At 61.6% G+C, this 13011-nt stretch carries 10 protein-coding genes; 9 read left to right on the forward strand and 1 reads right to left on the reverse strand.

What is annotated here, in order from left to right; translation table 11 throughout:
- The first annotated feature begins 126 nt into the window (after positions 1-126).
- Both dnaK and dnaJ read left to right on the forward strand, forming a co-directional pair.
- Positions 127-2064, forward strand: coding sequence for a molecular chaperone DnaK (gene dnaK / locus GRF63_RS08810; protein WP_160485658.1), 1938 nt, complete (start codon positions 127-129; stop codon positions 2062-2064).
- A 75-nt stretch (positions 2065-2139) separates the two neighbouring features.
- Complete coding sequence (gene dnaJ, locus GRF63_RS08815) at positions 2140-3270, forward strand: molecular chaperone DnaJ (protein ID WP_160485659.1); 1131 nt, start codon at positions 2140-2142, stop codon at positions 3268-3270.
- Between the two features lie 3 nt (positions 3271-3273).
- Here dnaJ and GRF63_RS08820 read toward each other — a convergent pair whose 3' ends face one another.
- On the reverse strand, positions 3274-5592 hold the full coding sequence (locus GRF63_RS08820) for a patatin-like protein (protein WP_160486290.1): 2319 nt from the start codon (positions 5590-5592) through the stop codon (positions 3274-3276).
- Between the two features lie 92 nt (positions 5593-5684).
- Between GRF63_RS08820 and radA the strand changes: the two genes are divergently transcribed.
- The 7 genes from radA (at position 5685) to GRF63_RS08855 (ending at position 13003) form a co-directional block, all read left to right on the forward strand.
- Positions 5685-7052 carry a DNA repair protein RadA gene (radA, locus tag GRF63_RS08825; protein ID WP_160485660.1) on the forward strand — a complete coding sequence of 456 codons (1368 nt, stop codon included), beginning with the start codon at positions 5685-5687 and terminating at the stop codon, positions 7050-7052.
- A 12-nt stretch (positions 7053-7064) separates the two neighbouring features.
- Positions 7065-7580: a CvpA family protein gene (locus GRF63_RS08830; RefSeq protein WP_160485661.1), complete on the forward strand. Its 516-nt coding sequence runs from the start codon at positions 7065-7067 to the stop codon at positions 7578-7580.
- Complete coding sequence (locus GRF63_RS08835) at positions 7577-8008, forward strand: iron-sulfur cluster assembly scaffold protein (RefSeq protein WP_202131663.1); 432 nt, start codon at positions 7577-7579, stop codon at positions 8006-8008. Before GRF63_RS08830 ends, GRF63_RS08835 begins: the two co-directional genes overlap by 4 nt.
- A gap of 33 nt (positions 8009-8041) precedes the next feature.
- Entirely contained in the window at positions 8042-9664 is a 1623-nt protein-coding gene (locus GRF63_RS08840) for an MFS transporter (RefSeq protein ID WP_160485662.1), read from the forward strand.
- Complete coding sequence (gene alr, locus GRF63_RS08845) at positions 9627-10700, forward strand: alanine racemase (protein ID WP_237392396.1); 1074 nt, start codon at positions 9627-9629, stop codon at positions 10698-10700. Before GRF63_RS08840 ends, alr begins: the two co-directional genes overlap by 38 nt.
- 70 nt (positions 10701-10770) lie before the next feature.
- Positions 10771-11346, forward strand: a complete 576-nt coding sequence (gene phaR, locus GRF63_RS08850; protein WP_160485663.1) for a polyhydroxyalkanoate synthesis repressor PhaR — start codon at positions 10771-10773, stop codon at positions 11344-11346.
- Positions 11347-11458: 112 nt separating this feature from the next.
- On the forward strand, positions 11459-13003 hold the full coding sequence (locus GRF63_RS08855) for an aminoacyl--tRNA ligase-related protein (protein WP_160485664.1): 1545 nt from the start codon (positions 11459-11461) through the stop codon (positions 13001-13003).
- Positions 13004-13011: the final 8 nt, after the last annotated feature.

Consider the following 13011-nt stretch of genomic DNA (forward strand, 5'->3'; position numbering starts at 1 on the left):
TTGTGCCAAGCGAAAGCGCACCTATATCCGCCCTCGATACACAGCTTTTATCGAGTTGCGGCATGGGTCTTGCCGGTATCGGGAGGCCGAACACGCAACGTCCAACACTGAAAGAGATGGGGAATTATGAGTAAGATTATCGGTATCGACCTTGGCACCACCAACAGCTGCGTCGCCGTGATGGAAGGCGGCAAGGCCAAGGTTATCGAAAATTCCGAAGGCGCGCGCACCACGCCGTCTATCGTGGCATTCACCAAGGATGACGAGCGCCTGATCGGCCAGCCGGCAAAGCGCCAGGCCGTCACCAATCCGGACAACACCCTGTTCGCTATCAAGCGCCTGATCGGTCGTCCGTTCAACGATCCGACCACCAAGAAGGACATGGATCTTGTTCCCTATGACATCGTCAAGGGCAAGAACGGCGATGCATGGGTGGAAGCTGGCGGACAGGAATATTCGCCCAGCCAGATTTCCGCCTTCATCCTGCAGAAGATGAAGGAAACCGCCGAGAGCTATCTTGGCGAGACGGTTACCAAGGCCGTGATCACCGTTCCTGCATACTTCAACGATGCGCAGCGCCAGGCGACCAAGGACGCCGGCCAGATCGCCGGTCTTGAAGTAGAGCGCATCATCAATGAGCCGACTGCGGCTGCGCTGGCCTATGGCATGGACAAGGACGACGGCAAGACCATCGCCGTTTATGACCTTGGCGGCGGTACGTTCGACGTTTCCGTCCTCGAAATCGGTGACGGCGTGTTCGAAGTGAAGTCGACCAATGGCGATACTTTCCTGGGCGGCGAAGATTTCGACAACGTGATCGTCGATTACTTGGCAGAGCAGTTCAAATCGAAGGAAAACATGGACCTGAAGACCGACAAGCTCGCTCTTCAGCGCCTGAAGGAAGCTGCCGAAAAGGCCAAGATCGAGCTTTCCAGCTCGCAGACCACGGAAGTGAACCTGCCCTTCATCACTGCGCGCATGGAAGGTGGCTCGTCCACGCCATTGCACCTGGTGGAAACCATCAGCCGTTCCAAGCTGGAGCAGCTGGTTGGTGATCTGATCAAGCGTACGCTGGAGCCGTGCAAAAAGGCACTGGCCGATGCCGGTGTCGACAAGAGCGGCATCGATGAAGTGATCCTGGTGGGCGGTATGACCCGCATGCCCAAGGTTCGCGAGATCGTGGAAGAGTTCTTCGGGTCCAAGCCGCACACCGGCGTGAACCCCGATGAAGTCGTGGCCATGGGCGCTGCCATTCAGGCCGGCGTTCTGCAGGGCGACGTGAAGGATGTTCTGCTGCTGGACGTTACCCCGCTGTCGCTGGGTATCGAAACGCTGGGCGGCGTGTTCACCCGCATGATCGACCGCAACACCACCATCCCCACCAAGAAGGCGCAGGTCTACTCGACTGCCGAGGATAACCAGGGCGCCGTGACGATCCGCGTGTTCCAGGGTGAGCGTGAGATGGCGGCCGACAACAAGATGCTGGGCCAGTTCGATCTGGTGGGCATCCCGTCCGCTCCGCGCGGCGTTCCGCAGATCGAGGTTACCTTCGATATCGACGCCAACGGCATCGTGAACGTGTCCGCCAAGGACAAGGGCACGGGCAAGGAACAGCAGATCCGCATCCAGGCATCGGGCGGTCTTTCGGACTCCGATATCGACCAGATGGTGCAGGATGCCGAAAAGTTCGCCGAAGAGGACAAGAAGCGCCGCGAGGCTGCCGAAGTCCGCAACAATCTCGATAGCATGGTCCACGCGACCGAGAAGCAGCTGGAAGAGAATGGCGACAAGGTTGACGCAAGCCTGAAGGGCGAAGTCGAGACCGCCGTTTCCGAAGCGAAGGAAGCTCTGGAAGGCGACGATCTGGATGCCATGAAGGCCAAGAGCGATGCCCTGACGCAGGCCGCCATGAAAATGGGCCAGGCCATCTACGAGACGGATCAGGCATCCGGCGCAGATGCCGCTGCCGACGCCGCGGCATCCGAAGACACCGCTTCTCCCGCCGAGGAAGAAGAGGTTGTCGATGCCGAGTTCACCGAAGTGGACGAAGACAACAAGTCCTGAGTGGTGTAATAATGGACAAACCAGCCGCCATCGACGCAACATGCGCCGGTGGCGGTGCGGTTTGGGGGTTCACGAATGTCTGCGACTGAAGTCGATTTCTACGAATTGCTGGGTGTTACCCGGAACGCCGATGGCGCGACGGTAAAATCCGCCTATCGCAAGATGGCGATGAAGTATCACCCGGATCGCAATCCCGGAGATGCTGAGGCGGAGGCCAGGTTCAAGGCCTGCAGCGCCGCCTACGAAGTGCTGAAAGACCCGCAAAAACGCGCAGCCTATGATCGTTATGGCCATGATGCATTCCAGCAGGGCATGGGTGGCGGCGGCGGCCAGGGCGGCGCGGAATTCAGCGATATCGGCGATATCTTCGAAACCATCTTCGGCAGCGCCTTTGGCGGCGGAAATGGCGGCGGACATGCCCGCGCACGGCGCGGCGCGGATCTTCGCTACGATATGCAGATCAGCATGGAGGATGCCTTCCACGGCAAGTCTTCCGAAATCACTGTTGAAGTGGCGCGCACATGCGACACCTGCGAAGGCTCCGGCGCGGAACCGGGCACCGGCAAGCGCCGTTGTGATCTGTGCCACGGCCACGGCAAGGTCCGTGCGCAACAAGGCCTCTTCGTAGTCGAACGCCCATGCCCCAACTGCAGCGGGCGTGGTGAGGTTCTGGAACAGGCTTGTTCAAACTGCCGCGGCGAAGGCCGGGTTGATCGGGAGCAGGTTCTCGAAGTCGAGATTCCGCCGGGCGTCGACAATGGCACGCGCATTCGCCTTTCCGGCAAGGGCGAGGCTGGCCCTATGGGCGCGCCTCCGGGCGATCTCTACATCTTCGTCCATATCAAGGAACATCGCGTGTTCCAGCGTGAAGGCACGGCGCTGTTCACGCGCGTTCCGATCAGCTTCACGGCTGCTGCGCTTGGCGACACGATCGAAATTCCGGGCCTCGATGGCGAATCCCACGCTATTGAAATTCCCGCAGGCATCCAGTCCGGCAAGCAGTTGCGCAAGCGCGGTGCGGGCATGCCTGTGCTGCAAGGGCGCGGGCGCGGCGATCTGGTGGTGGAACTGATGGTGGAAACGCCCACCAAGCTATCTGCGCGCCAAAAGGAAATCCTGCGGGAATTCCGTGAAACGGAAACCGGCGATGAATGCCCGGAAAGCCGCGGCTTCTTCAACAAGCTGAAGGATGTGCTGGGAAGCTAGGCCTCAGCCTTCGCCCAGTTTGCGGATAATTTCTTCGCGCAGGGATGAGACCAGTGCCGGCTTGCAATTGTCGCGCTGGTCTTCCTCGTCGCAGATCGCCAGAAACGCGTCGCGCTTTATGGCGAGGCACTCCGCCTGGTCAAAGCCGCCGGGCACCGTGGAGCAGACAAGATCCACCATCCGCTCCGCCCCGTGCAGGCGGCCCCACAGGTAATCGTTCTCACGATAGGCGCGGCTGAAGAATGCGCCGAAGTTGAAGAACTCCGTTCCCCGCAGTGTCGCCGCCGTGCCGCCATCGCGGATGGCCGTGGCGTCTTCGGGACTGATGCGATCAACCTTTACCGGGTCAAACTCCGTCAAGCCTTCGTTGCGTAGCAGGGGCAGGGTGGAAACGTCGTAAAACGGGAAGCCGAGGTAAGCGAGCAGCACCCTGCGGCGCAGATCCTTCGGCATGGCAGCCAGGGCTTCGCACAAGACTTCTTCCGCCGCCTCGTCCGTTTCACGCAGTGCGCGCCGCTGCGCCAGCGTATCGAGAAACACGCCCGGCTGCGCCACGACATCTGCCGCAATTTCGGCAAAGTCTGCGCCAAGATTGTCCGGGTCTTCCTTTGCAAAATACAGGGTGAGGGCGCGATAAACCGCATCGCGCGCATCCTGCAGCCCTTCATCGGGGATATCGGGGTCAAGCTCCCAATCGCGGGACAAGCGGCGCGCCAAGAGGCGCAGGCGGCGGATGCGAAACGCCAGATCGTGATCACGGAAAAAGGTGATCGCCAGATCGCTTGCGCCACCGCCCTTGGCCGCGCTCAGGCTGGCCATATCGCGCGCGTCGATTTCTTCCCGCAGGCTGGAGGCGATTTCCGGCGCGCTGGGCATGCCGGCACGGCCTGCCGCCTTGCGCGCCAGATCCGCCAGCCTGTCCAATATACCGCTCAGTTTCGCCTGTGCGTAGGAATGGAAGGCATAGCCCGCGCTTTCAGCAGCTGCCTGCTGCGCCCGCCCGCGCCAGGCCGCCAGACGTTTTCTGGTGGGCCGATCCAGAAACAATGTTCGCCCGAACAGCTTGTCTACCGCGCCTTCCACTTCGGGACGCAGGGCCGCCACCATCTTGCGCAGCTTTTCCGCCTCGCGGGTCTGCTGCTCCAGCACTTCCAGATTGTCCCTGATCGGTTGCTCTCGCGGAATCGCGGACAGCGAACCGGCAATCGCGCCAAAGAAGCTGACCGGCTTGGGCGTTTCACTTTCCTCCAGTCGCGGGCGTCGCGGGGATGGGTCGATATAGACGAACCGCCGGTCCACTTCGCGCTGGGCGGGGCGCACTGTCAGCGCCCTGATCGCGCCTTCGAAGGGGGCATTGTTGAGCACTGATCCATCCACCAGCGCCACGTGGTCCATCGTGCCGCGCTCTACATGCGTGGGCATCACGCGGCGCAGGAACTGATCCTTGCCCTGCCAATCGCCACCGCAAACCGCGTCAATCTCTGCAATGCGAAGGGGAGGGAAAGCGCCGGGAAAGCTGGCCGTGGCACGCGCTGCCAAAGTCAATTCGCACAATTGCGCCAAATCATGCCCACCCTCGCGCGGCGTGTTCGCGCGGAAACCGATTGGCATGCGGTGCTCTGTTTCCTCCACCTGCGACGGGCTGTTGAGCCGCAGGGTTTCCAGCCTTCCGCGAAAATCCGTCGCCGTCACCATTAGATCCAGCGGATGCCGGGAGGGAAGCAGCGGTTCCTCGGCCCCACCTTCGGACATCGCCATCAGTGCGCGGTGGATCAGGCGGCTGAAGCCGGAGCCGGAGAAAGGCGGCTCAAACCAGCGTCCGCGCACCAGGCTGGAAATCTTGGCGCGCACTTCGGTGCGGGTTTCGGCGGCGACCGTTTCGGAAACCGTGTTGCCCGGTGCCCGCGTCAGATACCAGACGATGGGCCGCATGTAGACGCGCGCTGCCGGAGACCATGGGCGCGCCTCTGGCTCCACCAGCTTTTCCACATCGGCATTGTTCAGCCACAATTCCGTCAGCGGCTCCAGACTGCGGCCAGAATGCACCGCCTGCGCCAGGAACACGGCGTTGATCCCGCCCGCGCTGGCACCGGTGATGATATCGGGCAGCACGCGCAGGCGGATGCCCCGCTCAGCCTCGATCCGCTCCAGCAGGGAGAGATACACCGCCTCGACCCCGTCCACGCTTTCTTGCCCGGCCGCGTGGAATGCGCGGCTGGCGCGGGCCAGCTTCCATACCTCCTTGGTGACGCCGTGCATGTATACCGCCAGGCTGACACCGCCATAGCAGACCAATGCAATCCTGAGTTCTTTCTGCTGCATCACACATGCTGATGGCAGAACCGCGCGGCTCTGGCCAGATGCGCTGTCAGCAGCGCTTGCGTTCCGCTTTCGTTCCGGTTAGCAGTTGACGCATGGCAAAGCCGAAAAAGCGTTTCATCTGCACCGAATGCGGCAGTGTGTCCTCTCGTTGGCAGGGGCAATGCGGCGATTGTTCCCAGTGGAACACGCTGGAGGAAGATGTTCCCGAAACAGCCTTTGCCGCCAAGCATCACCTGGCAAGCGGGGGCAGGGCCATCGCGTTTGAATCGCTGGACGCGCCGACCAAGCCGCTGGAGCGCCGGACGACCGGCATTGCCGAATTTGATCGCGCGCTGGGCGGCGGACTGGTGCCTGGCGCGGCGATTTTGATGGGCGGCGAACCGGGCATCGGCAAATCCACGCTGCTGTTGCAGGCTGCGGCCAAGATTTCGCAGGCAGGCGGAACAGCCGTGTATGTCAGCGGGGAAGAGGCGACCGGACAGGTGCGCATGCGCGCCGCGCGGCTGGGCCTTTCCAAGGCGCCGCTGAAACTGGCGGCAGCGACTTCGGTTCGCGATATTCTCACGACTTTGGGGCAGGGCGATCCGCCCGATTTGCTGGTGGTGGATTCCATCCAGACCATGCATTCCGACATGATCGAAGGCGCGCCCGGCACCGTCAGCCAGGTGCGCGCATCGGCCTTTGAACTGATCCGCTTTGCCAAGGAACGCGGCACCGCGCTGGTGCTGGTTGGCCATGTGACAAAGGATGGAAACATCGCCGGCCCGCGCGTGCTGGAGCATATGGTGGATACGGTGATGAGCTTCGAGGGGGAACGCAGCCACCAGTATCGCATCCTGCGCTGCCTGAAGAACCGCTTTGGCGCGGTGGACGAAATCGGCGTTTTCGCGATGGAAGGGCATGGGCTGGACGAGGTGGGCAATCCTTCCTCGCTGTTCCTTTCCGGCAGGGATGAACCCATTGCCGGGGCCGCCGTTTTCCCCGCACTGGAGGGCACGCGCCCCGTTCTGGTAGAGATACAAGCGCTGATCGTGCGCCTGCAATCGGGCGCTACCCCGCGCCGTGCGGTGGTGGGATGGGACAGCGGACGTCTGGCGATGTTGCTGGCGGTGATGGAATCGCGCTGCGGCCTCAGCTTTTCGACGGCGGAGGTCTATCTGAACGTTGCAGGGGGATATCGGCTGTCCGATCCGGCGGCGGACCTTGCCGTGGCTGCCGCGCTGATCAGCGCGTTGGCCGACAAGCCGCTGGCCGCCAATGCCGTGTGGTTCGGCGAAGTCGCCCTTTCCGGAGAAATTCGCCCCGTCGCGCATGGCAATCTGCGCCAGAAAGAGGCGGCAAAACTGGGCTTTGGCAAGGCTTTCGGGCCCGCAGACGGAGGGCAAAACGTGCCTGGCTTGCGATACGCAGATGTGGGCGCCGTGACGTCACTCGTTGACCGTGTGATGTCATCGGCATAAATCCATCGGCAGATGACGGGATTTGATCTCATTGTGCTGCTGATCGTGGGGGTCGGCGCAATCGGGGGGTTTCTGCGCGGTTTCGTGCAGGAGGTGCTTTCCGTTGCCGCATGGATACTGGCCATCTTCGCCATCCGGTTCCTGCATACAGACCTTACGGCAGCCATCCTGGATTTCATGGGTTCGCCCATCACGGCATCGATACTGGCCTTCGCCCTGCTGCTGCTGATCCCATATGCCGCCATGAAACTGATCTCCAGCATTGCCGGACGCACCAGCCGCAATTCTGTGCTTGGCCCGGTTGATCGTGTGCTGGGCTTTGCCTTCGGGGCGTTGAAAGGCATGCTGATCGTAGTGGTGGCGTTCTCCCTGCTGGTTCTGGGGTATGACACCGTCTGGGGATCGAAAGGGCGTCCGGTTTGGATCGCCGAGGCGCGGACATACCAACTGGTGGATGCCGGTTCACGCGCCATGGTGCAGATCATAGAGGAGCGCCGCGCGCGCCTTCTTGAAGAAGAGGCGGAATGAGCGCGGAACGGCTTTACACGCCGCAAATGCTTTCCGCTGCCGTGGAACTGGCCAATTTCCCGCCGCTGCAAACCGCACGATTGCACGGGTCCGCACGCGCACCCGCATGCGGTTCCACGCTGGAGATGGGCCTTGATCTGGACGAGGGCGGCGCGATTGCCGCCATCGGCATGAAGGTGCGCGCCTGTGCGGTGGGGCAGGCAGCCGCCGCCATCTTCGCGCGCCACGCCGCCGGGCGAACCGCGCAGGAAATCGGCGAAACTCTCGATGGCCTGACGGCGTGGCTGGAACAGTACGGCGCCATGCCCGCCTGGCCGGACCTAAGCCTGATAGCGCCCGCGCGCGATTATCGCGGGCGGCACGGTGCCATGCTTCTGCCGTGGAATGCCGCGGCGGCGGCTCTTTCCAGCACGGCAAACGCACGCTAACGAACGACTTTGGCCAGTTGGGGGGGGGAGCACATGACGACAGCGGCGGCAAACACCGTTCACGAACCGAGCAAGAAAGAGATCCGCCTCGTCATCGCGGCGAGCTCCGCAGGCACGATTTTCGAATGGTATGACTTCTTCATCTACGGCACCCTTGCCAGCCTGATCGGCGCGGCGTTCTTTCCCAGCGGCAATGAAACCCTGCAAACGCTGCTGGTGTGGGCAGGCTTTGCCGTGGGCTTCGGCTTTCGTCCGCTGGGCGCGATCCTGTTCGGTTTCCTGGGCGATCGGCTGGGGCGCAAATATACCTTTCTTGTCACGGTAACATTGATGGGCATTGCCACAGCCGGCGTCGGACTGATCCCCACGGCGGCCACCATCGGCATCGCGGCCCCCATCATCGTGCTGCTGTTCCGCATCCTGCAGGGCCTTGCACTGGGCGGAGAATATGGCGGCGCTGCGATCTACGTGGCCGAACACGCGCCTCCCGAAAAGCGCGGCTTTTACACCAGTTTCATCCAGGCCAGCGTGGTGGGCGGCTTCGTCTTGTCGATCATCGTCGTGCTGGCCTGCCGCGCGATTATCCCGCCGGAAGAATTTGCCGCCTGGGGCTGGCGCGTGCCGTTCCTGCTGTCACTGATCCTGCTCGCCATCTCTTTATGGATGCGCTTCAAACTGTCGGAAAGCCCGGTGTTCAAGGCGATGAAGGAAGCGGGCGAAACCGCTGGCAATCCTTTCGTCGAAAGCTTCACCTATCCGGGCAACAAGAAGCGCATCTTCGTGGCGCTATTCGGCATCACCGGCGTTTTGACAACGATCTGGTACACGGCCTTCTTCTCTGGCCTGTCCTTCCTGCGCGGCCCCATGCGGGTGGACGAGCAGGTGGTGGAATTCATCATGCTGCTGGCAGGGGCCATCGCCATGGGCTTTTACCTGGTGGTGGGCCGTTGGTCTGACAGGGTCGGCCGCAAGAAGCCGATCATCATCGGCGCGCTGGCCACGCTGCTGCTGATCTTTCCGCTGTTCTGGGCGATGGGCAGCCTCGCCAACCCAGGTTTGCAGCGCAGCGCCGAAGAGGCACCCGTGGTGGTCAGCGGCGCAGATTGCAGCTTCGATCCCTTCGCGGAGGAGCAGGCGACGGCGTGCGGCCGCGTGTTGCAGGATCTTACCGCGCTTGGCGTGCCCTATGATCTGGATGGCGGGGCACAGCAGCAGGCCGTTTCCATCGGCACTGCCAGCGTGGATTACTCTGGTCTCACCGCCAGCAATCGCCGCGCGGAAATCCAAAGCGCGCTGGAAGATCAGGGCTATGACTTCTCCGTCCAGACGCCGCCGCTGATGAACCTTATCGGCATTGTTGCCATGTTGCTGGTGTTTGGCGCGCTATCCGCTCTTACCTATGGGTCCGTGGCGGCGCTGCTGTCGGAAATGTTTCCGCCAAAGATCCGCTATTCCTCTCTTTCGATCCCCTATCATATCGGCGCGGGCTACCTTGGTGGTTTCCTGCCGCTGATCGCGGGATATATCGTTGCGCGCACGGGCGATGTTTATGCAGGCCTCTGGTACACTTGGGTCGTCGTCGCCTTTGGCCTCGTGGTAGCGTGGTGGGGCATCCCCAATGGACCACCACGAGATTTTCAAGATGACCCTGCCTGATCCGCCGCCTGCTACACTGCGTTTGCGGATAGATACTGATGCGCTGGCCGCCAATTGGCGGGCGCTGGATCGTTTGTCGGGCAGCGCGGAAGCGGGCGCGGCGGTGAAGGCGGATGGCTATGGCCTTGGCATCGATCATGTCATGCCAGCTCTGCTGTCTGCCGGGGCGCGTCATTTCTTCGTGGCGCATTGGAGCGAGGTTCCCGATGTGCTGCGCCATACCGACGGCGCCACCATCGCCGTGCTGCACGGGGTAACGAACGAGAGCGAAGCGAATTACGCCAAGGCAACGGGTGCAATTCCGGTGCTGAATTCGCTGCATCAGGCGCAGATCTGGCTGGAGAGCGGCGGCGGACCGTGCCACCTGATGGTGGATAGCGGCATCAATCGCCTGGGGGTGGAGCCGGATCAGCTTGGCAACCCGCTGCTGCAGCGGCTGGAAATCGATACGCTGTTATCGCACCTCGCCTCCGCGGATGAGGACAGCGAACAGAATGCCCGCCAGCAGGGCATATTCCGTCAGGCGATACCCCAATTCAACACCCGCAAACTCAGCCTTGCGAACAGTGCCGGCATTGCTCTTGGCAGCGATTATCACTTCGACATCACGCGGCCCGGCCTTTCGCTATACGGCGGCGTGCCAAGGGCAGAGCTTTCCGAACATATTCAGCAGGTCGCGTATCTGGAAGCAGCGGTGCTGCAACTGCGAGATCTCTCGGCAGGCGATGCGGTTGGCTACAACGCAACCTGGCGCGCGGAACGTTCCACGCGCGTGGCGGTGCTTTCCCTGGGCTATGCCGATGGCTTCCTGCGGAGTTGGGGCGCGGAAGGTGCGCTGCAACATAACGGGCAGCGCTTGCCGATCCTGGGCCGTGTTTCGATGGACATGGTAATCGTCGATTGCAGCGATGTAGAGGTGCAGGAAGGCGATTTCTGTCAAGTTATCTACGGTTTACCGCAAGCTTCTAAAATCGCGGAACTGTCCCAATATGAACTGCTCACCGTGCTTGGCAGCAGATTCGATAGAGTTTCCTGATCGCCCGGATTGCAAACGCCATGCTGCGAGTGCTAAGACACGGGTTAACACAAGTCGGGAAAATCGCAGCATGGCTGATAAGAAATCTTCAGATGGTGAGCCGGTCATCATCAAAAAATACGCAAACCGTCGCCTGTATAACACCCAGTCATCCAGCTATATCACGCTGGACGATCTGGCACGGATGGTTCGCACAGGGGTGGATTTCAAGGTTCTGGACGCCAAGTCCGGCGGGGACATTACCCATGCCATCCTGACGCAGATCATCATGGAAGAAGAAACGCATGGGGAGCAGATGCTGCCCGTCAGCTTCCTGCGCGATCTGATTTCGATGTACGGCAATTCCATGCAATCCATGATGCCGTCCTATCTCGAAGCGACGATGGACAATTTCCGCACCAATCAGGCGAAACTGCGCGAAGCGTTTCAGCCCAGCATTGGGGCAGGCGCGTTCTCGAAGATTGCGGAGCAGAACATGGCCATGTTCGAAGCTGCTGCGGGCGCATTCATTCCGGGCGGCAGTGTGGGCACGGATTCGGCAGCTGAGAAACCGGCATCCAAGCCAGCTTCGAAGCCGGACGATATCGATGCTCTGAAATCGCAGATGGCCGAAATGCAGCGCAAGCTGGATCAGCTGGGTAAATAACCCGCCTCTTTTCTCAAGACATCAAGCAGACACTCGAAGCAGACACTCGACATGGCCACCGTGCGGCGTCATGGGGGCAGTTGTGTCTGTCTGATCCACGGAAAAACTTGCCATGCCTGCCATTCGTCATGCCCTTAACACCAAGCGCGAAGATGATTTTGCCGCCTGGTATCAGGAAGTCATCTCTGCCGCGGACATGGCCGAGGAATCGGGCGTGCGCGGCTGCATGGTGATCAAGCCGTGGGGCTACGGCATCTGGGAACGCATGCAGCGCCTGCTGGATGACCGGATCAAGGCCGCCGGTGTGCAGAACGCCTATTTCCCGCTGTTCATTCCGCTGAAGAATTTTGAACGGGAGGCAGAGCACGTGGATGGCTTTGCCAAGGAAATGGCCGTTGTTACCCACCACCGCCTGATCGCGGATGGGGAGGGCGGACTGATCCCCGATCCCGACGCCAAGCTGGAAGAACCGCTGGTGGTGCGCCCCACGTCGGAAACCATCATCGGCGACGCGATGAGCCGCTGGGTGCAAAGCTGGCGCGATCTGCCGCTGCGCCTCAACCAGTGGGCCAATGTGGTGCGCTGGGAAATGCGCACCCGCATGTTCCTGCGCACCAGTGAGTTTCTCTGGCAGGAAGGGCACTCCGCCCATTCCTCGACCGAGGAAGCGCAGGCCGAAACGATGATGGCGCTGGAAATGTACCGCGCCTTTGCCGAGGAGGATGCCGCACTTCCCGTGATCGCCGGAGAGAAGCCGGAGAATGAGCGTTTTCCGGGCGCAATGGAGACCTGGTCGATCGAGGCGATGATGCAGGATGGCAAGGCGCTGCAGGCCGGCACCAGCCATTATCTGGGCACCAATTTCGCCTTTGCGGCCAACATCCGCTATCAGAACAAGGAAGGCCGGGAAACGCTGTGCCACACGGTCAGCTGGGGCATGTCCACCCGCATGGTGGGCGGGCTGATCATGACCCATGGCGATGATGACGGTCTGCGCGTGCCGCCCGCGCTGGCACCTTTCCAGGTGGTGATCCTGCCCATGCTGCGGGACAAGCCTGAAGACGATGCTCTGCTGGATTATTGCGAGAACCTGCGCGCTGCCATCGCCGGGCAGAACGCATTGGGAGAACCCGTGCGCGTGCTGCTGGACAAGCGGCCTGGCAAAGCTGCGGCAAAGCGTTGGGACTGGGTGCGCAAGGGTGCGCCGCTGATCCTGGAAGTCGGCAGCCGCGATATGGAAAATGGCGTTGTCAGCCTGCTGCGCCGCGATGCCCTGTGGGACATGGAAACCGGCAAGCCCGCTTTCCAGAACCCCACCCGCGATCTGTGTGCGCAAAGCGTGCCCACGATCCTTGGCGATATGCAGAACGGCCTGCTTGTGGAGGCGCGCGAAAGGCGCGATGCCAATATCCGCCGCGACATCACCGATATGGACGCGCTGGCCCACCATTTCAGCCGCGAAGCGAAATATCCCGGTTGGGTGGAAGTCCAGTGGGCCAAGCCGACCGGCGCTGCGCTGGAAAAGGTGGTGGAGACGTTGAAGGAACTGCGCCTGACGCTGCGCAATGTCCCGATGAACGCGACACCTGCTGATGGCACCTGCATCTTTACCGGAGAGCAGGCCGTGGAACGGGTCTTCGTCGCGCGCGCCTATTGAGCAAGTTC

This window comes from Aurantiacibacter rhizosphaerae (genome assembly GCF_009807005.1).
GTDB classification, from domain to species: domain Bacteria; phylum Pseudomonadota; class Alphaproteobacteria; order Sphingomonadales; family Sphingomonadaceae; genus Alteraurantiacibacter; species Alteraurantiacibacter rhizosphaerae.

Coding starts and splice junctions, on each gene's coding strand:
- dnaK (WP_160485658.1), top strand. CDS start 127: ATGAGTAAGATTATCGGTATCGACCTTGGCACCACCAACAGCTGCGTC.
- dnaJ (WP_160485659.1), top strand. CDS start 2,140: ATGTCTGCGACTGAAGTCGATTTCTACGAATTGCTGGGTGTTACCCGG.
- GRF63_RS08820 (WP_160486290.1), bottom strand. CDS start 5,592: ATGCAGCAGAAAGAACTCAGGATTGCATTGGTCTGCTATGGCGGTGTC.
- radA (WP_160485660.1), top strand. CDS start 5,685: ATGGCAAAGCCGAAAAAGCGTTTCATCTGCACCGAATGCGGCAGTGTG.
- GRF63_RS08830 (WP_160485661.1), top strand. CDS start 7,065: ATGACGGGATTTGATCTCATTGTGCTGCTGATCGTGGGGGTCGGCGCA.
- GRF63_RS08835 (WP_202131663.1), top strand. CDS start 7,577: ATGAGCGCGGAACGGCTTTACACGCCGCAAATGCTTTCCGCTGCCGTG.
- GRF63_RS08840 (WP_160485662.1), top strand. CDS start 8,042: ATGACGACAGCGGCGGCAAACACCGTTCACGAACCGAGCAAGAAAGAG.
- alr (WP_237392396.1), top strand. CDS start 9,627: ATGGACCACCACGAGATTTTCAAGATGACCCTGCCTGATCCGCCGCCT.
- phaR (WP_160485663.1), top strand. CDS start 10,771: ATGGCTGATAAGAAATCTTCAGATGGTGAGCCGGTCATCATCAAAAAA.
- GRF63_RS08855 (WP_160485664.1), top strand. CDS start 11,459: ATGCCTGCCATTCGTCATGCCCTTAACACCAAGCGCGAAGATGATTTT.